Below are 22,342 nucleotides of genomic sequence, written 5' to 3' on the forward strand. Positions count from 1 at the left end.
TTTATCCTATCGAACTTTAAACATATACCAAAGAATTACGGGAATGATAACTGAAACTACAAATTGCGTAAAGGTGTGCTTATACGATTGCAAGGAATGATAACTGCTTCGTTTTTCTTTTCTCCCGAAGCCCCTTTGCTCAAGGCTCATTGCCAAGTTCGGAATGGAGCGCAAGGCTACAACCAAGGCACTGGTGAGAGTAGGAAGTAGGTTTGTCAATCTTGCAAAGATATTTTTCTTGCCTTCTCCCTCCTCGGCTTCACGCAATTTATGGGAATCAGAAATTTGGCTGAAACTCTCGGCAATAAAAGGGATATAGGTAAAGGCCAAGGTAACGACCAAGGAGGCTTTATAGGGAAGACGATACCAGCGGAGGGCAAGCATGACCTCATTCATCCTCGTTGTGGCAAATAGAAGGGTACATACATAGGTAATCCCGATGAACCGTCCGGCTAGTCGGGCGGCTTCCAAGGCACCTTCCTTGGTAACCAAGGTAAAGGATCCCAGCGATAGGAGACTCTGTCCGTCCCTTACATTGAAGGGAACAAAAATTACCATAAAAATAAGCATTGGCAAGATGGATTTAAAAGTCTTTGCACTTTGCCTGAACCCTGTATTTAACGATCCAAGAATGATGATCAACAAGACAACGACATAAAGACCTGACAAAGTTATTGGCATAAAAAACCAAATACAAAACAAAACCATCAAGAAAATCTTTGCCCTGGGATCAAAACGATAAAGAAAAGAATGCCCGGCTACGAAAGTATTGGTAGTCATTGGCGTTCCAACCTTCCATCTTTGATGGCAAAGGTCGTATGGGAAAGCAAGGAAGCAAATTTTTGGTCATGGGTAATCAAGAGAAGACCAGCTCCGTTGCGACGTAGCCGTGCGATTATTTTCAACGCCGTGGCATAGGTAAGAGCATTGTCCAGTTCATCCAATATATAAAAAGGTCGGTCAAGTAAATAATAGACCGCGGCCTGGAGGGCCTTACGCAAGGGATAACTCATCGTAGAAGGAGTGTCATCCAGTTCCAGTTCAAATAAAACTGCGCAATCCGACACTTTTTGCTCTATTTCCAAAGCGGAAAGATTCTTTATTCGTTTCAAGGACCATGCAAGCTCTTCACGCACGGTGGGAAGAAAAATCTGCAAATCAGGATTCTGGAAAAGATATCCCACCGTTCGGTTGAGTCCTTTTGCTGTCTGCAAAATACCATCCAGGGTGAAGGTTCCTTCCACGGGAATATCGAGGCCACATAAGAGTCTGCTAAAAGTACTCTTACCACTTCCATTGGGACCAACCAGAGTAGCGAGATCACCGCTGACCAGAGAAAAGGAAGGTACAAAAAGGGTAAAAGGTACCACATCGATTGAACTTACCCTAGTTCGAATGGTTTTTAGATTTGAACACGCCAAAGTCTGGGAGTGGGATATCCTGACAATCTGGGTATCCAGGGGATTGGGAAGGTCATCCCCGCATAGGAAGGAAAAAGCCTGGAGGATTTCCTGTTTTTCACCAAAGCGAAGTTTTCCTTGTTCAAGGAGGGCATAGTGATCGAACAATCCTTCGAATTGGGCAAGGTATCGCGAAGCCAACACCAAGACGGTGTGGGAATCTTCCTTGATTTTCTCGGCAAGAAGCGAACGCCATTGGATATCGAGATCGTCAAAAGATTCATCGAGTATCCAGAAAGTGGGGTTCACTGCCTCAAGGACTGCCAAAAGAACGCGTTTTCTTTCTCCCCCACTCAATTCCTGTTCACTTGCTCCACGCATGGGAATAAGATCCCAGGTATCCAGTACCTGGTCAACTCGTTTGGAAATGCTTTCCCTTGACAGCCCCAACGATTCCAAGGGAAAGGCAATCTCATCCTCAACGGTTGTTGCAATGAACTGTTCCTGGGGATCCTGGGAAACGTATCCGCAGTCAAGAAGCAAATCCCAGGGATCTGTTACCGAGAGATCCTTGCCATTGACCAACAGCTTTCCTGAGAGAGTTCCTTGGATGTATTTGGGACAAAGACCTCCCAGTATTCGGGCAAAAGTACTTTTTCCACCATCGAAAGGGGCAAGTAAAAGCGTCTTGCTCTTGGCTTGAAATGTACAGTCAAGATTTTCGAGAACCGGTTTATTCAGCTTTCCATCCCAGGAACGGTAGGTAAAACCAAGATTCTTGACCACAACGATGTCATTCATCGGCAGACCTAGGTATTATCTGAGAGTTCAACAAATCGTTTGCTGATTTCTCCGTACACTACCTGGGGAAGGTCTTCCATTTCCTCGGGGGTAAGATCTGCGGTAGGAATTGGTTTTCCAATGGAGAGTGATGCGTGAATTCTCTTGCATCCTTTCAAATCCTCGAATCCCAAGCGGGTACCCACAATGGTTATAGGTACAATTATGGCTTTGGCTCTGGTTGCAAGCTTGAGACTTCCCTTCTTTAATTCGCCGATTCGACCAGTCTTGCTTCTTGTTCCTTCGGGAAAGATCAACAAGGAATCTCCATGCTTCAATAAATTCACTCCGTCAAGGATTGCCTTGACAGACGAACGGGGATTTTTTCGTTCAATAAAGATACATCCTATGGCCATGCACCATAAGTTCACGATAGGTACGCGTCTTAATTCAGCCTTCGCAATGATATAGGCCCAAAGGTCAGCCGGGCCGACAAAAGAGAGGATATCAAGAAGACTCAGATGGTTGGCCACATAACAAATATTGGTTTCAGAAGGAAGATTTTCCCGACCATCTACGGCAACGGTAACTCCCAGGCAAAAAAATGAAGCCTTGGATATTCCCCGTCCACAAATCCGTAACCAATGATTCGCGGCTTTCTTAGCCCTGAACAACTGGAGAATCCAGGCAGGGACAAAAGCATATAATACGGAAAGGAATAACAAAGGGATGATGATTATATAGGCTATTGCCAATCGGATATAGCGCATTTGATCCTCCTAGTCAGGAAAAATCCTGTTTACTATAGAGCTTGGCATACTGTCCACCTTTTTTCAAAAGCTCGACATGCGTGCCTAATTCCAATAGTTTACCCTTATCGAGGACAAAAATACAATCGGCATTCTTGACTGTTGTCAGTCGATGGGCAATTACGATGGCAGTCCGTCCTCGGGAAAGGCGGCTAAAAGCTTCAGTAATCAATTCCTCACTCTCGGAATCCAGACTGCTGGTAGCTTCATCAAAAATCAAAATGGGGGGATTCTTCAAAAATACCCTGGCAATGGATATTCTTTGTTTTTGTCCTCCTGAAAGTAACGTTCCACGCTCACCGACCTGGGTATCCAAACCTTCTGGCAGACTTCTGACAAACGTCCCCAAGTTTGCCGCATCCAAGGCAGCCCACATCTCTTCATCAGAAGCATTCACCTTTCCGTATCTCAGATTTTCCCTGATGGAGTCATCGAACAAAAAGACATTCTGCTGGACAAAACCTATATTCTGATGAAGAGAGTTTTGGCGAACATCATTTACATTCTGACCGTCAATCAGGACTTTCCCGGATTCCACTTCATAGAATCGGGGAATCAACGAGGCAAAGGTACTCTTCCCTGCCCCGGATTCACCCACGAGGGCAACAGTAGTACCGCCTTGTATCGTCAGGGAGATATCCTCAAGTATCGATTCATTCGAATTCTCATATTTGAAATCGACATGTTCATACGTAACGGTTCCCTCGCTGATCTTGATATCAACGGCATTGTTCTTATCCTGGATAGACGGTTCTTCATCCATGACCTGGGCAAACCGTTCAAAGGAAGCCATTCCTTGCTGCAATTGTTCAGTAAAGTTTATCAGCCGATCGATTGGAGGAAGGACAACCCCGACAAAAAGAATAAAAGTAACCAAGTCATAGACCTGAACCGTTCCCTTCAAGATCAGCAGGGCTCCACCGGCAATGGTACAAAAATAGTAGAGATCGCGAAACAGTCCAAGAATCGAATGGTAGCTTCCCATTACCTTGTATTGTTCCATTTTACTGTCACGAAGCACATCGTTGACTGTATCGAACTTGGTGGACTGATAGTCTTCCCTACTAAAGGATTTTACTTCCCGGATTCCTTGCAGGGAATTCTCGACAGTGCTATTTACATCGGCAACCGTGCGTCTTACTTTCCTGAAGGTCCTTTTCATTTTCAGTCCATAGTAAATACCATAGAAAACCATGATAGGAAGAGGTATCATTGAAATGAGCGAAAGGGAAACATTATAGGAGAACATGACCACGTAGGAACCAAAAATGGTAGCTATGCTGATAAGCAAATCCTCGGGGGCATGGTGGGCAGTCTCAGTAATCTGAAACAAGTCATTGGTGATCCTACTCATCATATGGCCCGTTTTTGTTTTGTCAAAGTACCCAAAGGAAAGTTTTTGCAGATGCGAAAACAGCTCACTTCGCATATCGTTTTCCATCTGGACCCCTAGGATATGTCCCCAGGTAACCCGTATATATTGGCAAACTGCCTGCAAGATATAAATACCAAGCATTATCCCGAAGATAATGAAGATGGTCCTGACATTACCTGCAGGAATTTCAGTTTTCAACAATTGCCTTGTCAAAGACGGAAAAAGTATGGAAAGAAAGGAAGAGACGATGGCCACTCCCATATCAAGGAAAAACAGACCCTTATAGGGACGGTAGTAAGCAATAAATCGTCTTAGCATTTTACTTTTTCTTCCTGAATAACCTCGCAAGGAACCCTGGTTTCCTGGGTTGCTTTTCTCCAATTGGGGCAGAGGTAATCTCACTGGCTGGTTTCTTCTGGACAGGCTTTTTCTGGATAGGTTCCCGTTTTTTCGTAGCTACAGGAGAAGAAGCACCTTCCAAATCTCCCTTGTACTGTTGTTTGTAATATGCCAAACGTTCTTCCAGGGAAAGATTCTGTATCTCTGCATAACTTTTGGCACCTGATCTTCGTCTTGGTGCAGGAGCAGAAGTCCGAGAAGGAACAGAAGTCCGAGCAGCAGCAGCCCTGGGGGGTGCTGAAACAGGACGAGGTCTGGGACCAGTTCCCCTTGGAATTTCGGCTCCACCTCTGGCAGCCGCCGGGCGGGCAGGCCCTCTGCGACCAGGAGTTCTTTCATCTCTTCTGACATTCGAGGAAGGACGCCGGGAGGTATTGGGAGAAGGACGGCCACCTTTACGGTTTCCACCTCTGTCAGGGGAATTGGAATACTCTTCCCTACTGACCAAGTCACGGAACGAATAGGTTGCACTCTTATCCTCGACAACCGGTAATTCTCCTTCTGCAGGCCAAATTACGGGAATCTTCATTTGAATATAGGTTTCTATCGGTTCCAGGCCAAATACATACTCTTCATCGGCAAGGGTAATTGACTTACCTGTCTTTCCTGCCCTGGCCGTACGGCCGATACGATGTACATAACTTTCAAAATCATCAGGAATATCATAGTTTACTACAAGTTCAAGGTCATCAATTTGCAATCCCCTGGCGGCAACATCGGTAGCCACCAAAAATTTGATTTTCCCGTCTTTCATTCTTTCTATGGTTTCCGAACGCTTGGATTGGGGAAGGTCGCCCATCAGATATTTGGAAGCGTAGCCATTGAGGGACAACCTCTTGGCAACTTCAATGCAACGAGCCTTTGTATTGGTAAAAATCAAGGCATTCCCGGGATTTTCCCGATGCATAAGCTGCAACAAAAGTCCAAACTTTTCATCTTTGGAAATATGATACAACTCCTGGGTAATTTCCTTTACGGTAATTTCTTCCGGCTGAACTTCTATCTCGACAGGGTTGTTCATGAAGGACCAGGCTAGATTCCTTACCCGTGTTCCCAAGGTCGCAGAAAAGAGCATTGTCTGCCTTTCCTGACAGGGGCGCAAGAGGCTGAACATCTTCTGGACATCCGGATAAAAGCCCATATCAAAGAGACGGTCCGCTTCATCAACGACAAAGGTATCAAACTGTCTGAAATCAATCTTGTGCATCTTCTGATAATCCAGGATTCTTCCCGGGGTACAAACAAAAATATCACAACCCTTCTCGATGAGGGCATCTTGTTTCCCGTAACCAACGCCACCATAGAAACACCCTACGGTGAGTCCCTCGATAGCAGAAGATAGTTTTGCGGTATCTTCATCAATTTGGACGGCAAGCTCCCTGGTAGGAGCTACGATCAAGGCTTTTGGAAGTGGTTTGCCCTCGTTTTGGGCTGTTACATATTTCTGTAGGATTGAAAGGACATACACGGCTGTTTTGCCGCTACCAGTCTTGGACTGGACCATAACGTCACGTTGGGCAAGACTAACGGGAAGAACTTTCTCTTGTACCTCGGTACAATCGACAAAACCCGTAGTCTCGACACCTTTGAGCACCTGCTCACTTAAGGGTAATTCGGTAAATTTCATGGATACTATATATCGCCTTTATAATAATTTGCAAAAGAACACAAAAACCAAGGGCAGGCAAAAAACCCACCTCATACAAGATAGAATAAATCAGCAGTATTGTCCACCTCCACGAAAGAGCATGGAGGGAGGACTTTTCAATCTTCCAGTTCCCAATCGCGTACCTGTTTGCAAATCGCCAAAGTCCGGGCAAACGACCCCTTCAAATTATTTCCATTGACAGCGCATAAAGGCATGGCAGCCATGCTCGTCGCAGAAATAAAGAGTTCATCATACAGTCCTTTTTGAAGATCTGACGCCAGAGGGGCCTTGAACACTACTTCAATGCCTTGTTTTTGAGCTGCTTCAATCACTCGTTCACGAGTCACCCCAAGCAACACTTTTTCAGAAGGGGCTGTATAGAGCCGGCCATCCTTGAAAGCAAAAAAATTGCTCCTTGTCCCTTCAAGAATTTCTCCTTCCCTATTTACCAACAAGGCTTCAAATCCTCCTTGGCGACGAGAGGCCTCGAGAGCCATATAGTTGAGCAAGAGATTTCCCGTCTTGCAGGAAGGCAACAAGCGTTCCCCCTCATACGTATAGGCCGATACGCCCTCCAGATAATAACTATCTGGATAGGCAAGAAGCGCCGTGGCAGTAATAAAACACTGGGGCTGGCTACCGCCGACTATAAGTATTCGGATTGAGGCAGTATCCAGCTCATCTGTTTCAATGAGCTGATACACCCAACTTGTCAGTTCTTCCTCGGTAAAAGGATGCACCAAAAATATTCCAGCACACGATTTTTCCAAACGCTTCAAATGGTCGGCAAGATGCACGGGATGCCTTTTGATTATCCGTATTGATTCATAGGTGGAAAATCCAAATTGGACTTCCCTGTTTGTCACCTTGAGCGTGGCATCCTCTTCCTTGATGATTTCACCATTGTGTACCGCATGTTCCCTAACCATTGCTTTCCTTCTTTGTCATGATGGATATTTGATCAATTCCCTGGGTTTGCTCCCATTCGGGGGCCCCACATAACCCATATCTTCCATCTGCTCTACCAAGCGTGCAGCCCGGTTGTACCCTATCTTCAATCTTCGTTGCAAGTAAGAAGCAGAGGCACATTTTCGTTCCACAACTATTTGGAGGGCCTTTTCCATGAGTTCATCATCATCATTTCCTTCCATATCAGGATCAGAAGAATTGTCGCTTTCGCTTGGCTCATCATCAAAGAAAGCTTCATCGATGAAATCTGGCACTCCCTGGGAACTTGCGAACTTGACCACTTCCTCAACTTCATTGTCGCTCAGATAGGCCCCCTGGATACGCATGGAAATCGGATCGGAACTTGCAACATAGAGCATATCGCCCTTTCCCAGAAGTTTCTCGGCACCACCTTCATCGATGATTATCCGACTGTCAGTCGTGCTGGTCACCGCAAAGGCAATCCTGGTCGGTATGTTGCTCTTGATTACACCAGTAATGACATCCACGGAAGGTCGTTGGGTTGCCAGAATCAGATGAATGCCAACTGCCCGGCTCATGGCAGCAAGTCTTGAAACCTTATTTTCCAATTCCTTGCCAACGGTATGCATGAGGTCGGCAAATTCATCGATAACAACGACAATGAAGGGCAACTTTTCCCTTGCCAGATGACTCTCGTCTATTTTTTCATTATACCCGGTAATATTTCGTGCATTGATACCTTGCAATAGCCTATAACGCCTATCCATCTCATAAAGGCAGAAGTCAAAAGCCTTGAGCGTCTTCTTGGGGTCAGTTATCACCGGTGTCAATAAATGGGGAATGCCATTGTAAATATTCAGCTCAACAATCTTGGGATCCACCAAGATCAATCGCACTTGCTTGGGACTCTTGCGAAACAGGATCGAACATATCATTGAATTGACACAGACACTCTTTCCACTTCCAGTCGCCCCTGCAATAAGCAAATGGGGAGCCTTCCCCACATCAATGACAATTGGCTCACCCATAAGGTTCTTACCCAAAACCATGGGAATATCCCCATGTTTCTCATCAATGGAGGCAATCATTTCCCTGAATCCAATGACATCTCGTTTTCTATTCGGTATTTCAATACCTACGGCTGACTTTCCGGGTATCGGGGCTACGATTCTTACCTGGATGGCTGCCAAACTGAGGGCAAGGTTATCGGAAAGACTGACTATGGTATTTACCCGAACTCCCGGAGCCGGGAGAATTTCAAACATGGTAACCGTTGGACCTCGTACTATGCTGATCAGTTCAACCCTGATATTGAATTCCAAAAGGGTGGCTACAAGTTTTTCACCACGTTCATAGGTCTCTTCATCTATGGTATTCCCCATCTTGGGGTACCTTACCAAAATATCCTCGGGAGGAAAGGTATATCGAAATTTTGATCTGTTCAGAAGTGCACTTTTCCCTCCATTGGTTGAGGAAAGCCCTCCTACCCCACTGGCTGCATCGAGATCGTCTGTCAATTCAAGCTCTGCCGGGGCTTCAGGAGAAGCCTCACTGGCAACAGGAACAGGAGCAGAAGGTTCAGGTTCCTTTGCCGGTTTCTTTGGAATGTTCTCGACAGGGGAAACAATGGGTTCTTTTACAGATTTCGGGGGGAAATCCTCATCTGAAGAAGCAATTGGCTCCTTTTTGGCAGGTTTCGGCGGAAAATCTTCTTGAGAGGTAACGATGCTTGCCGATACCGATATCGGGGCGGATTGACTGGGAGGAGTCTCAACAAAAGGCCTTACGGAGAGTATCCGATCATGTATGATCAAATCATCCGGTTTCTTTGCATCGTTTTCCAAAGAACGCCCGGAATCAAGAGTTCCTTTATTGACCGTCACTTCCACAGGAGAGGTAATTGTTACTTCGGAAGGATTCTGCGAACTACGGGTACGATGGAAAAAACCGTGTTTTTCCTGTACTTCCGTTTCTGCTACTGCATTGGCAAGCATTCCCGTGGCTTTTCCCGTACGTTCAGGCACGGGAGTTACCGGTTGCGAGGAACCTTTGCCAACGACTTCCAAGGCACCTTGGAGAAACCCTGAAAGAGGAATCTTTTGTGCTTTATCCGCAGGAGGGTCCTTCTTTTCAGCCTTGCGTTCCTTCTGAGCCAAAGCTCGATCTCTCATATGTTCTTGCTTGATGGTATGCAAGGCCCCTATACTGGCCAATCCCGAAGAAGTTTCAGTAATTTTTTCCTGCACCTCAATGGCCTCTGCCTTGGCAACTGCATCAGGGGAGGACTTGGAGAAAGAACCGAGGGTAGGAACTTCCATTACCTGGGGGAATTCCATTTTTCCGGATGAAGACTGTTCTTTTGGAAGCTGTTTTTGCTTGAGCACAACAACAGTCTCTTCTTCAGTCAGCTTATTTTGCAACTTGGCCAAGCGTCTCTTTTCTTTACGGGAAACCAAAGGAACCTCATCCGTCTTTTTTCCCTGAACTTCCTCAACCTTCTGGGCAAAAGCTTTTTTCTTTTTATGATGATCATTCAACATGTCAGTAAAAAGAGTCAGGATGACAAACAAGACTGTCTCAAAAAGAAACGCAAGAACAACTTTAAGTGAGGCTGAACGTAAGGAAGCTCCATTGGATAACAAAAAATGCATAACAGCCTGAGGTCTTCCTGTCTGTTGCAACATTTGAGATAAGAGAAATACAGTAAAATACATCAAGGCTGTCAGGGGAATGAGAATGAATGAAAAGGGTTTACGTCCTCGAAAGGAAAAAGCCATTATCGCCCATAAGAGAAAAAGACAAGCCAAGGGAATAAGCCCATAGATACTTGCCAAAGCGGAAAATCCCATGAACGAAGCGAGCCATCGGAGCGGCCTCTCCAGAAAACCAAGATTGGTCCCAAATAACGGCAACACAATCCCCAGAGCCAACGTCAACGCCAGCAAAAGAGAGAGGAAACCAAACCCCAATGAAAATCGTCCTTTACCTTTTTTCAAAACAAACTCCTCGTTCAAAACCAAGTACCCTTTTGAAACAACGACAAGACAAAGAGGTATCACCCCTTATGCAAAATACAAAGTTTTCTTTGGGCATCAAGATACGGAACCGACAAATCCACCAAGGAATCAGTCCAGCTGGTTTTGCAACCCTTCTTCACTTGTTCCAATTCAGCACGTAACAATTCCTCTTGGCCTTTGTAGGCACAGACGACACCATCATCTGCAAGGAGGGGCTCAACGATATCAAGTATGTCATATAAAGGATGAAAAGCCCTGAACGTAATGAGATCGAACGTTCCCTTCACTTCCGAAAGATCCTTGTCAAAAACCTTTACTCTATCGGATAGATGGCAAAGGACCAAGGCATTGTTGAGAAATCCGACCCGTCGACCCATTCTCTCAACCAAGGTGAATTGGTAGTCCTTGAGTGCAATAGCGAGGGGAATGCCTGGCAGTCCTGCCCCGGAACCGAGATCGGCGATGATAGGATTCTTATATGTATCGAGCAAGGTCACAAGAGTCGGAACAGCAGACAAGCTATCCACTATATGCTTGGTTATCAGTTCATCGCCTACCGCACCAACCAATTTGTACACCGGGTTCCATAGTTCAAGTTCCTTGATATACCTTGAAAGCTGGGAATACTGAGCCTCGTCAAATACAAGACCAAGTTGTTCCAGGGAAGAATGCAAGAGGTGGTCATAGTTACCCACGGCGACCTCCCTTATCTACGTTGAGAATAAGAATTGCCAAGTCACTGGTCCGTACGCCATTCATTCGACTTGCCTGGCCTACCGACAGAGGCCGTATCATCTTGAGTTTTTCCCTCGATTCAGCACTCAGCCCATCCAGGGAATCATAGTCGATGTTCTCGGGAATCAAAAGGCCCTCAAGCTTCTCGAACCGGGAAACCTGACGATCCTGCCGATGAATATACCCCTCGTATTTCACATCCAGCTCAACCTGATAACGAGTAGGCTCATCAAAATCTTTCAGCTCAGGAATAGTCTTTTTCAAGTCATCCATGGTAACTTCAGGCATTTTCAAGGCAACCAGTGCAGTTTTTTGTTCATATCTTCGCTTCGAAAGCAAATCCTTTACGGCCTCGATCTTTTCCATCTTAGCTTGGAGTCTCTGGATGCTTGCTTCCTTCTGAAGCCCTACGGCAAAACCTTTTTCTGTCAAACGCTGATCAGAAGTATCATGACGGAGATTCAACCGATATTCGGCCCTGCTGGTAAACATGCGATAGGGTTCCTTGGTACCCATGGTAACCAAGTCATCAATAAGAACTCCCGTATAGGCTTCACTGCGGGAAAGAATCAAGGGTTTTTCCCCCTTGAGCTTCTGGGCGGCATTGATTCCCGCCATGAGACCTTGGCAGGCGGCTTCTTCATAGCCACTGGTACCATTTGTCTGTCCAGCCAGGAACAACCCACCTACATGCTTACTCTCCAAAGAGGGGAAAAGATTCTGAGGGTCAAGGTAATCATACTCCACCGCGTAGGCCGGACGCATGATCTGGGCATGTTCCAAACCTTCAATGCTATGGATGAAGTCCCATTGGACATCCTCCGGAAGGGAGGAGGATATTCCATTTAAATACATTTCCTCGGTACCGACGCCTTCTGGTTCGACAAAAATCTGGTGTCGGTCGCGGTCAGGGAAACGGACGACCTTATCCTCGATGGAAGGGCAATACCGGGGACCTTTCCCTACAATCTTCCCACCATAGAGCGGAGAACGATGGATATTATCCCTGATAATCTTATGCGTCTTCTCATTTGTCCACGTAATATGGCAAGGCAGCATCGGCCTTTCAATGGTATCATAATCGAAACTGAAAGGCATAAGGACAGGATCCCCATCCTGCAGTTCCATTTTATCAAAATCAAGCGAACTCTTGCGAACTCGGGCAGGAGTCCCTGTCTTGAGTCTTCCCACCGGAAAGCCTTTCGCACGCAAAGCTGTTCCCAATCCTATGGCAGCCGGTTCATCAAGACGTCCGAACGGAGCATCGTATTCACCAATGAATATTCTTCCTTCCATGAAGGTTCCGGTAGTAAGCACCATCACCTTGCAGGAAATGCTATGCCCCCTGGCGGTCTTGATTCCTACAAGATTCTTTCCATCCTTATCCAGAAGGATATCCACGACGGTATCCATGAACAAGGAAAGGTTAGACTGTGCTTCCAAGGTTTCCTTGGCAAGACGGGAGTAGGTGAACTTATCGGCTTGAGCCCGGGGAGCCTGTACGGCAGGACCTCTCCTTCGATTGAGAATTCGATATTGTATCATTGAATGGTCGATCAAATGGCCCATCTCTCCGCCAAGAGCATCGACTTCACGTACAATGTTTCCCTTTGACAACCCACCGATGGCAGGGTTGCAGGACAACCGACCAATTGCGTCAAGATTCTGGGTAACCAGAAGAGTCTTGAATCCTATTCTTGAAAGAGCGAGGGAAGCCTCAATTCCGGCATGCCCTCCCCCTACTACTATTGCATCATAATCCATTTTTACTTCCCTACGCAAAATCCGCTGAATATCTTTTGGAGGATATCGGCGGGAGTGACTTCCCCGGTGAGTTCACCGAGATTTTGCATTGCTTCATTCAATTCCGCGGCAACAATATCCAACGGAATATCACGTTCAACCAAGGCAATCGCCCTTTCTATGGCTTCTCGGGCCTGGAGCAACAAAAGATGTTGCCGTTCAGATTCAATTATGATCTGTTCATCCCCGGTAGCCTGGACACCTTCCCTGAGCCTTTCGGCCATCGCATGGGCAAGGGCAACGATACCTTCTCCTGTTTGGGCACTTATGGAAAGCGATCCCTTCGGGGCTTTTGCCAAGTCTGACTTGTTATAAACCAACAAGGTCTTGGCATCAGGTTCTGGAAACCTTGCATCATCGGTACTATCGACCAGATACACAACCAAGTCTGCCTGTCCGATAAGTTGTTCTGTCTTCTTGATCCCTTCAACTTCAATGCTATCAGCACTTTCCCTTAATCCTGCAGTATCATAGAGCCGAATGGGAATACCCTCGATTGAACAATCCGCTTCAATATAGTCACGGGTAGTACCCTTTACGGAACTGACTATCGATCGTTGTTGTTTGAGTAAAAGATTGAACAAGGAGCTTTTGCCAGCGTTGGTCGCCCCTGCCAGCACGACCCTGGCCCCTTGCCCATAGAGACGACCTACTTTATAGGTAGAAGCTAACAAGGACAAGGAAGTTTCGACGCCCCTGAGTCTCTCAAGGGGAAAGACAAACTCATCCAATTCATCCTCGGCATAATCGAGCTGGACTTCCACCGAAGCCAATACAACAAGCAACTCTTCCTTGGCTCCTGAAATCCGATCCCTCAAGGTTCCTTCCAAACGTGAAAGAGCCATTGCCTGACTGCGAGGACTTTGTGCGGCAACCAATTCCTGGACAGCCTCAGCTTGGGTAAGGTCCATACGTCCATGCAAAAAAGCCCTGAAAGTGAATTCACCTCCCTGGGCAGGTCTCAAGCCTATTCGCTTGAACGAGGCAAGAATGGCTTGCAAACCAGGCAAGGAGCCATGACAGGTAAACTCAACAGATTCTTCCATCGTATACCCATGTCCTGCAGTATAAACGGCAGCAACCACTTCATCGAGCTTTTTCCCATCTTTTCCTTCAGTAATAAAACCATGAACCAAGGTTGCATTCTTGGCTTGCAACAACGCTTTTGCAGGAGAGAAGTAGTTTGCAAGCATAGTTTTACAACCTTCTCCGCTCACACGAATCACAGCCAAGGCACTTTGGGCCCAAGGGGTTGCCAAGGCATATATTATATCATCAGTATCATAACTTTCCATGTCGAGCAGTATACTGTAGCGAGGCCAGACCTTGCAACAAGAGCAGGTCATTGGATATGATACGGCCATGGAAATTTCTGCAAAACAGGCCGCCTTGGGACGAAGTCGGCTCTATAGGTCAATACGTACTTTTTTTGATGAGCGTTCTTATACGGAAGTAGATACCCCGTCCCTATCCCCTGACTTGATTCCCGAAGCTACCATAGAGAATTTCGGAACCCGTTTCGAGAATGAATTCTTGGGTTCCCTGGATCTCTATCTTATCCCCTCCCCTGAAGTTTTCATGAAAAAACTTATTGCCAAAGGATTCGGAAGCATCTATCAATTCAGCCATTGTTTTCGCAATAGTGAGCAAATCGGCAAGATTCACAACCCGGAATTCTCCATGCTTGAATACTATACGGTAGGCGCAGATGAACAAGATTCAATCGCCCTTACCGAAGAAATGATAGCAAAAACAGCACTGGAGAACTGCCCTGAGCATCTTCTGCCACCATTCAATCATTTGACAGTTGCCGAGGCCATGTGGCGCTATGCCCAGGTAGACCTAGAAAAAAACCAGAACCAAAAACACCTGGCAAACGAAGCCAGACGATTGGGACTATCCCTTGGCAATGAGAGTGAAAGCTGGGAAGATACCTTCAACAGGATATTTCTTACCTTTGTAGAGCCCAATCTGCCCCAGGACAAACCCTTGGTTCTCGATCGATATCCCGCCCAGATCGAATGTCTGGCCAAACGTGATGGAAATTATCGTAGGCGTTGGGAGTTGTATGCAGGAGGAACGGAAATTGCAAACTGCTATGACGAAGAACGTGATGTTGACACCATTGCATCCTATTATCGCAATGAGTATGCAAAACTTGTCCAAAAGAGAATGAAAAACCAGTCCGTAATTCCTGATTCCGATCCAGCATTCGCTTCTCTCTTCACTACTTTTCCCCAGTGTTCAGGTGTAGCACTTGGAATGGACAGGCTACTCATGCTACAGTTAGGAAAAACCAGCCTTGAGGGGGTGATTCTTTTTCCCCTTTCTGCTATGCTGGGCACCGGTAAAAATTGTAATCTTTAATATACGAGGTAATTAGTCATGATTAAAGCAGGTCAAATAGAAAAGGGAACCGCCCTTCTCATTAAAGGACAACCCTTTGTTTGTATCGACCGTGAATTCGTCAACCCTGGTAAAGGATCCGCCTTTGTTCGTCTGAAACTCAAGAGCCCTTCCAGTGGGCAAACCCTCAGTGAAACCATGAAGAGCCAAGACAATGCCGAAGACATTATGGTCGAGGATCGTGATTGCCAATACTTATTCAACGATGGCGAACATTTCCACTTTATGTTGACCGATACATACGACCAGATTGAAGTTCCGATGATCAATTTCACTGACTATGAATTCATCATGAAAGATGGCGAAACCTATCGTTGTACTTTCTGGGAAACTCAACTTTTAGATATCCAGGTTCCCCCCAAGGTAGTTTACTTGGTAGCTGAGGCAGAAGAAGCTGTCAAGGGTGACACTGTTCAAGGTGCAACCAAATATATCGTGACCGACACCGGTCTGAAAGTCAGGGTTCCTATTTTCATCAAACAGGGCGAGAAAATTCGGGTCAATACCGAAACCAAGGAATACTTGGAACGCGTCAACGGCTGACGCATTACTTTTTTCCCTTCAAGAGCTGACTTCGGTCAGCTCTTTTATTTTTGCCAGCAGAAACAATTTCTATCTTTTTCCGTTGTTTTTTTGGATAATACATAACTCTTATTCCTTTTTTCATAAATACTTGGGCAATGTTTACATTTTTTTTGACTTCTCGAAAAAAGGCACCTAAAATGAAAAACAAAAGAAAGGAGAATCTATCATGAAAAAAAGAGAAGCCCTATTCAAGCTTTTTGCCTTGGCAATTTGCCTGTCTATCGCCGTACCTGCATTTGTGTTTGCACAAGCTGCACCGGAAACAAAAAACTCTACCATGCGTCTGGCCTGGTGGGGCAACCCGACCCGTGATGAACGGACTTTGAAAGCCGTTGAAATGTTCATGGCGGCGAATCCGGATATAACAATAGATACGGAAACTACCGGATGGTCAGGCTACTGGGACAAGATGAACACCCAGGCGGCGGCTGGAAGCCTTCCTGATCTGATGCAGCATGACTATGCCTATATGCTTCAGTGGGTACAGCGCAATCAACTTGCCGATCTGACCCCATATGTAGACAAAGGAATCATAGATCTGTCCGATATCAATGAATCCTTCCTGTCTGGAGGAAGAGTAAACGGGAAACTCTACGGTATCAGTCTGGGCACCAACGCAGTCTGCATTGCCTATGATCCAGCGGTATTGGCCAAGGCAGGAATAGCTGAACCCGATTCGGCAAACTGGACCTGGGATGATTTCGAAAAAATCGCCCTTCAGATTTATCAGAAAACAGGCGTCCAGACTCTTCCTTTCTTCACCACCGATCCCAAGGTTGGTTTTGATAATGCAATCAGGCAGACCGGTGCGACAACCTATGGCAAGACCAAAGGTCTTGGGTTTACCGATACAACGGTACTGAAGGACTACTACGCCATTCAGCTGAGACTCCAGGATGCAGGAGCCCTGATCAATCCTGAAATTGCCTTTGTTACGGTAACTCCCGAGGAAGGTGAATTTGCAAAGGGTCACTCTTGGTTGGAGTATATGTGGAGCAACCAATTTGTATCCTTCCAGGTTGCGGCAAAACGCCCACTGAAACTTGCTTTGTTGCCCAATATCAAGAACGCCAAGGCTAAGGGAACCTTTCTGAAGCCCTCGATGTTCTTCTCGATTCCTGCTTCGGCAGAAAATCCTGAGCTAGCAGCAAAATTCCTGAATTATTTTATAAACGACATTGATGTCAATGATTATCTCATGGGTGAACGAGGAGTTCCCATTCCGTCAAAGGTCAGGGAACATATGTCCACCAAGGTAAATTCCGTTAATAAGCAGATCTTTGATTTCATTGGCTTGGCTTCCCAAAATGCCGGTCCGATCGATGCTCCTGATCCTTCCGGAAGTGGTGAATTCTTGAAAATGGTCCGTGACGTTTCGCAAGAAATACTTTTGAAGCGCATCTCTCTTGATGAAGGTGTTGCAAAGATAATGACCAAGGGTAACGAAATTCTTAAATAGCATTTTCTTCCCTATGTTGGAGGAGAGACCTGCAAGACAGGTCTCTCCCTGCATATTCTTACAACTGTCTTGAGCTGAAGGAGCCTGCATGAAAATCTCGGCAAAACGTAACAGAAAGTTGATGGAAGATTTTTCTGGTTATGCCTTTATCAGCCCCTGGTTGATTGGATTTATAGCCTTTTCCATCATACCCATCCTCTTTTCTCTCTACTATTCCTTTACTGACTACGACATTCTTGGATCCCCTGTTTTTAACGGATTGGAAAATTTCAGAAAAATGGCCCATGATGAACTCTTCTGGCAATCCTTGAAAGTTACTTTTTACTATGCCTTTGTCTCCGTTCCCGGAAGGCTGATATTTGCCTTCTTCGTGGCAATGCTATTCAATAGGGGAACAAGGGCAATCCGCATCTACCAAGCCATCTATTATGTACCTTCCCTGGTAGGCGGCTCGATTGCCATCGCTGTCATGTGGAGACGTCTGTTCATGGCCGATGGAGCGCTGAATGCGGTACTTGGAAAACTGGGCATAACCTCAAATATCTCTTGGATCGGTAGACCTTCTACGGCAATCTGGACCTTGATTCTCTTGGCTATCTGGCAGTTTGGATCGTCGATGCTCATCTTTCTTGCAGGTCTCAGACAAATTCCAAAAGAATATTATGAGGCTGCCGAAATTGATGGAGCCGGTTCTTTCAAGCGTTTCACACATATTACCGTTCCCCAGATAACTCCGGTAATTTTTTTCAATCTGGTGATGCAATTAATCAATGGATTTACTGTATTTACCCAAGCTTTTGTTGTTTCAGGCGGAAGCGGGGATCCCTTGAACAGCACACTCGTCTATGCGCTTTACCTCTATCAACGTGCATTTAAATACTTCGACATGGGATACAGCAGTGCCATGGCCTGGATACTTGTCCTGATCATTGGTGTATTCACGGCAGTTGTTTTCAAGACCTCCAATGCCTGGGTCTTTTATGAATCCAAGGAGGGAAAATAAGATGGATGCCCATAGCAAACGAAAAATGAAAAACACCCTTGAACAGGTCTTGTTTCATACAGTAGTCATCTTGCTTGGATTTATCATGCTCTATCCGATTCTCTGGATGGTATCCAATTCCTTCAAGAACAACTCGGAGATCTTTAATACAAGCTCCTTGATTCCCACTACCTTCAATTTCAAGAGCTACCTGCGTGGCTGGAACTTCAACAATTCCATCACCTTTGCCACCTTCTTCAAGAATTCCTTCTATTACACCATTATATCGAGTATAGGAGCAGTACTTGCCTCCTCTCTGGTAGCGTATGGATTTGCCCGCGTTCCCTTCAGGGGAAGAACCTTTTGGTATGCCTGCATGTTCGTTACCATGATGATACCCTATCAGGTAGTCATGGTTCCACAGTTTATCATCTTTCATAAAATCGGATGGATCAACTCATTCAAACCCTTGATCATCCCGCAGTTTGCAGGTGTTCCATTTTTCATCTTCCTGATGGTTCAGTTCATCCGCCAAATTCCCTATGAATTGGATGACTCAGCCAAGATAGACGGTTGCAACCGCTTTTCTGTCTTTTCAAGGATACTCTTCCCCTTGATAAAACCAGCTGTCATCACCAGTGCAATCTTTAGTTTCTATTGGCGCTGGGACGATTTTCTGGGACCTCTTCTCTATTTGAACAAACCGAAGCTTTTTACTGTTTCCCTGGCCCTGAGAATGTTCAGCGACCCCCAGAATTCAACGGATTGGTCAGCTATCTTTGCCATGGGAACATTATCCCTCATCCCTGTATTGATAATTTTCTTGTTTTTCCAGAAATACATCGTGCAAGGGTTGGTAACGACCGGGTTGAAAGGCTGATATCTTTGTGCATGATAAAAGCAGTGGACGGTTAGGCTGTCCACTGCTTTTATTATAGCTACCTATACTTTTCTACCTTATCGTTTCAAGACTTTGACAACAAGAAAATTCGGTTTATGCAATGTTTTTTCATACAGTGGATAAAAAGCTTTGTTTTCTTCCCCCGCCAGAGGTTCCAATACTTCTAGTATCTCAAAACCATTGACAATCAAGGAATGAAAGATTTCAGAAAAATTCCTATGATATTTTGTTACCGCCGTATTCATCCATTCAACATTTCTTTCCCCGCCTTCCATATAGTCGCTTACCTGATATCCTTGGATTTGGGAATCCTTATATATCCAGGTGCATCCTTTTTTAGGAGCAGTGGTCAGCGGATGCTCCTGAGAAAATATAAGCACTCCTTCATTGGATAGCAATGAATGGATATCCTTGATGAGTTTTGAAAAATCCTGGATGTAATGAAAAGCCAAAGAACTTGTCACTACATCAAACCGTTCCTTGATTTGGGAGATATCTTCCATTTTCATTTGGTAAAAGGCGATGCTCTCGTTTTTTTTGCGTGCTTTTGCAAGTTGCAACATTTTTTCCGAGATATCAATCCCAACAACTTGCCTGGCACCCATGGCAGCATATCGATAACAGGTGTCACCACAGCCACAACCTAAATCCAAGACAGTCTTCCCGGTCAAGGATGGAAGCAAGGAAAGCAGAGCAGGAAGCTCCTCCACCTCATTCGCACTGTAAGATTTTTCCCTCAAGGCTAGATATCCCTTGAAAAATGTTTCATCATCGTACAAATTCGTTCCGTCCAAAGGTGTTGACTCCTTTCAAATGCCAAGAGCCGTTCATACTCTACTCCGGCAAGCATAACAATTCCTATTCCATGGGTGTCATCCAGACGTGGAAGTAATTCTTGTGCATAATATCTTCTGGAACAGGAAAATTCAGACCCCCTGCACACTCCCCAGACATGACCTTCCTTGTCCAAGGAGTTACGTTGTATTGCTTTCCAGGCTTTCTTGCAAGCAGTCCTATAGGGTTCGTCAATTTCATACCAACCGGCTCTGACCCCTCGGGAAAAAGCACAGGTAAACATAGCAGTGCAAGAGGTTTCAAGATATGAGGAGGACATATCCAACACTTGGTGCCACATGCCAGTTTCATCCTGCAACCTCAGGGATCCCTCACAAAGATTTCTGAAAAGGGAAAGCATCAAGGAGTATTTTGGATGGCTTTTATCCAAAACCGATAATAATTCAGAAAGAGAGAACAGTACCCAACCATTACCCCTCCCCCAGGGGATACCCGTTGCAAGATTCCTTTCAAAATCGTACACATGGCTCATGACCTGTTTTTCAGGTATATATAAATAACTTGCAAAACCCAGAAATTGCCAAGCGGCATCATCAAGCAGTGAGGGGTCCTGTATGAAAGCAGCATAACGGCAGAGAAAGGGAATGGACATATATAGATCATCGGCCCATAACGTATTTTCGTGAAAGGAATGCATGAGGTTTTTTCTGAAGAATGTTCCATCAGCAAGTCTTCGTTGTTCTTTTGTAATGTACGTACCCACTACATGGGTAACAGGACCGACATCTTTCACTTCATGGTCCTTGGCAATTTCCAGGATAGCTGATCCGAAAGAACCACAGTCATCCAGACTATCAAGGCTGGTCATCAAATGATGTACTGCCGTTGCTCCTCCCAGAGTCCGCTCATCCCACATTCCATAATCATAGGTTTCCAAGGTTTTGTTCACATGACTGGTCAAATACCGTGAAATCTTTTCGGCAAAGGCTGGATTATGTTCTCGCACCATTCTTTCCGCTTCCACCAAACCATAAAGGGTAACTCCAAGTGGATAATTCCAATGTCCGAACAACGGATTGTCATTGTAGAGGCGAAGATACCTCCCCTTTCCTCCCAAATGCCAGAAATCAGGACCATTTATCGTATCAAAAGGCTTTTCAAATTGAGGGGAAAAAGCCTGCTGACAACAAACAGCACGTTCTTTAAAAGGTCCTGCAGCACACCAATGGTAGGAAGAAGTCTCTTTTAGAACAGGATTAATTAACTTGACCCTTTCACCAGTTACGGAATTTTCCATAGCAAGAGAGAAAGTCCACCCCGAGGTAGCTTCTCTTGTACAAATCAAGGAAAGCAAATGCGTTCCGGCCTTCCCTTGCATGAATTCAGTACAGGACTTGCCATCCATACATAACTCACTACCATGAGTTTCTTTTATTATGAAATGATAGGTACCTTCCTTTGGCAAGACTACAGAGGTTATGGCACAGAAAAATTGTCCTGGAATTGCGTGGGGGAAAACGGGGGCAAGGTCAAAGGTTGCCGGGTTATCTCCATAGGGTTTGGGAAGCCAAGACAACGTCAAAAGATTCTCTTCCTCAACAGAGGACAGTTCTTTTTCAAGCGGTTCACTGAAGGCCAAACCTTCCTGTTCTTCCCAAGCTGAAGGCATCAAGAAATAATAATCCAGCTTTCCTACCCAGGTACCGAATTCACCCCCAAAACCACCACTGGTGTTTTCAAAGCGGAGAACCAACGAATTCATGCCCTTTTGTACAGGGATATCGAAAATCAGTTTCGAACGATAGCGTTCACTGAAGATATCACTTTTTGCAACCTGCTTACCATTCAGGTAGACAACGGACGGACCATAGGAAATCAAGGCAAACCGAAGGGTGCCCTCAGCGACACTCAGGTACCTTCCCCATACATATGAAAAACTTCCAAGAGGTGCATCAGCAAGCAAATGCTGTAAATCTGCATGATAGCGATAGTCTTTCCCTCGCACGATTCCTTCTGTATTGAAAGGTCTATAGGTGTAGGGATGAGGAGGATTGCTCATCAAAAAACGTTTTCCCACCAACTCAAGGGTTTCTTCAGTTGAAAGGCCCTGCATACTCATATCATCACGTATATAATATCCCATGGCAAAAGTATCCTACCCAAAAGAGAATGGTGCAAGTAAAATCCTATTCATACGGATAGTCCTGCAAGAATAAAACTGCTTTGCGCTTCTATACAACAACTTTCTTAAGCAAGGCAAGATATATACAATAGGAGACTTCCCCAAAGGAAGCCTCCTGTATTCGACAAAGAACAAT

Annotated in this window: 17 protein-coding genes; 5 read left to right on the plus strand and 12 right to left on the minus strand. The window is 45.4% G+C overall.

Annotated elements, in window-relative coordinates; translation table 11 throughout:
- Positions 1-6 precede the first annotated feature (6 nt).
- From ACHZBG_RS03695 to mnmE, 10 genes are all read right to left on the minus strand, one after another.
- A complete protein-coding gene (locus tag ACHZBG_RS03695; RefSeq protein ID WP_320128094.1) occupies positions 7-780 on the minus strand; it encodes an energy-coupling factor transporter transmembrane component T in 774 nt (257 codons plus the stop codon).
- On the minus strand, positions 777-2,201 hold the full coding sequence (locus ACHZBG_RS03700; RefSeq protein ID WP_320128095.1) for an ABC transporter ATP-binding protein: 1,425 nt from the start codon (positions 2,199-2,201) through the stop codon (positions 777-779). The genes ACHZBG_RS03695 and ACHZBG_RS03700 overlap by 4 nt, the downstream gene beginning before the upstream one ends.
- Positions 2,202-2,209: 8 nt before the next feature.
- Positions 2,210-2,950: a lysophospholipid acyltransferase family protein gene (locus ACHZBG_RS03705; protein ID WP_320128096.1), complete on the minus strand. Its 741-nt coding sequence runs from the start codon at positions 2,948-2,950 to the stop codon at positions 2,210-2,212.
- A 13-nt stretch (positions 2,951-2,963) separates the two neighbouring features.
- Entirely contained in the window at positions 2,964-4,682 is a 1,719-nt protein-coding gene (locus ACHZBG_RS03710; RefSeq protein WP_320128097.1) for an ABC transporter ATP-binding protein, read from the minus strand.
- 1 nt (position 4,683) lies between these two features.
- The gene (locus tag ACHZBG_RS03715) at positions 4,684-6,390 is read right to left on the minus strand and encodes a DEAD/DEAH box helicase (protein WP_320128098.1); all 1,707 of its coding nucleotides are present in this window, start codon (positions 6,388-6,390) and stop codon (positions 4,684-4,686) included.
- Between the two features lie 137 nt (positions 6,391-6,527).
- The gene (locus ACHZBG_RS03720) at positions 6,528-7,340 is read right to left on the minus strand and encodes an aminotransferase class IV (protein WP_320128099.1); all 813 of its coding nucleotides are present in this window, start codon (positions 7,338-7,340) and stop codon (positions 6,528-6,530) included.
- A 15-nt stretch (positions 7,341-7,355) separates the two neighbouring features.
- Entirely contained in the window at positions 7,356-10,337 is a 2,982-nt protein-coding gene (locus ACHZBG_RS03725; RefSeq protein ID WP_320128100.1) for a DNA translocase FtsK, read from the minus strand.
- Between the two features lie 59 nt (positions 10,338-10,396).
- Complete coding sequence (gene rsmG, locus ACHZBG_RS03730) at positions 10,397-11,053, minus strand: 16S rRNA (guanine(527)-N(7))-methyltransferase RsmG (RefSeq protein ID WP_320128101.1); 657 nt, start codon at positions 11,051-11,053, stop codon at positions 10,397-10,399.
- Positions 11,046-12,857 (minus strand): tRNA uridine-5-carboxymethylaminomethyl(34) synthesis enzyme MnmG, encoded by a 1,812-nt coding sequence (gene mnmG, locus ACHZBG_RS03735; protein ID WP_320128102.1) that lies wholly within the window; start codon positions 12,855-12,857, stop codon positions 11,046-11,048. Before mnmG ends, rsmG begins: the two co-directional genes overlap by 8 nt.
- Positions 12,858-12,859: 2 nt before the next feature.
- Entirely contained in the window at positions 12,860-14,191 is a 1,332-nt protein-coding gene (mnmE, locus tag ACHZBG_RS03740) for a tRNA uridine-5-carboxymethylaminomethyl(34) synthesis GTPase MnmE (protein WP_320128103.1), read from the minus strand.
- Positions 14,192-14,258: 67 nt separating this feature from the next.
- Between mnmE and ACHZBG_RS03745 the strand changes: the two genes are divergently transcribed.
- From ACHZBG_RS03745 to ACHZBG_RS03765, 5 genes are all read left to right on the plus strand, one after another.
- Positions 14,259-15,263 carry an amino acid--tRNA ligase-related protein gene (locus ACHZBG_RS03745; protein ID WP_320128104.1) on the plus strand — a complete coding sequence of 335 codons (1,005 nt, stop codon included), beginning with the start codon at positions 14,259-14,261 and terminating at the stop codon, positions 15,261-15,263.
- Positions 15,264-15,281: 18 nt separating this feature from the next.
- The gene (gene efp / locus ACHZBG_RS03750) at positions 15,282-15,845 is read left to right on the plus strand and encodes an elongation factor P (RefSeq protein ID WP_320128105.1); all 564 of its coding nucleotides are present in this window, start codon (positions 15,282-15,284) and stop codon (positions 15,843-15,845) included.
- A gap of 208 nt (positions 15,846-16,053) precedes the next feature.
- Positions 16,054-17,346, plus strand: a complete 1,293-nt coding sequence (locus ACHZBG_RS03755) for an ABC transporter substrate-binding protein (protein WP_320128106.1) — start codon at positions 16,054-16,056, stop codon at positions 17,344-17,346.
- Positions 17,347-17,434: 88 nt separating this feature from the next.
- Positions 17,435-18,349: a sugar ABC transporter permease gene (locus ACHZBG_RS03760; protein ID WP_320128107.1), complete on the plus strand. Its 915-nt coding sequence runs from the start codon at positions 17,435-17,437 to the stop codon at positions 18,347-18,349.
- 1 nt (position 18,350) lies between these two features.
- Positions 18,351-19,208, plus strand: a complete 858-nt coding sequence (locus ACHZBG_RS03765) for a carbohydrate ABC transporter permease (protein ID WP_320128108.1) — start codon at positions 18,351-18,353, stop codon at positions 19,206-19,208.
- A 77-nt stretch (positions 19,209-19,285) separates the two neighbouring features.
- On the opposite strand, the gene ACHZBG_RS03770 is transcribed toward ACHZBG_RS03765, so the two are convergent.
- Positions 19,286-20,023, minus strand: a complete 738-nt coding sequence (locus tag ACHZBG_RS03770; protein WP_320128109.1) for a class I SAM-dependent methyltransferase — start codon at positions 20,021-20,023, stop codon at positions 19,286-19,288.
- Complete coding sequence (locus ACHZBG_RS03775; protein WP_320128110.1) at positions 19,972-22,167, minus strand: glycoside hydrolase family 88 protein; 2,196 nt, start codon at positions 22,165-22,167, stop codon at positions 19,972-19,974. Before ACHZBG_RS03775 ends, ACHZBG_RS03770 begins: the two co-directional genes overlap by 52 nt.
- Positions 22,168-22,342 lie beyond the last annotated feature (175 nt).

It is taken from the genome of uncultured Sphaerochaeta sp. (genome assembly GCF_963676625.2).
Classification (GTDB): Bacteria; Spirochaetota; Spirochaetia; order Sphaerochaetales; family Sphaerochaetaceae; genus Sphaerochaeta.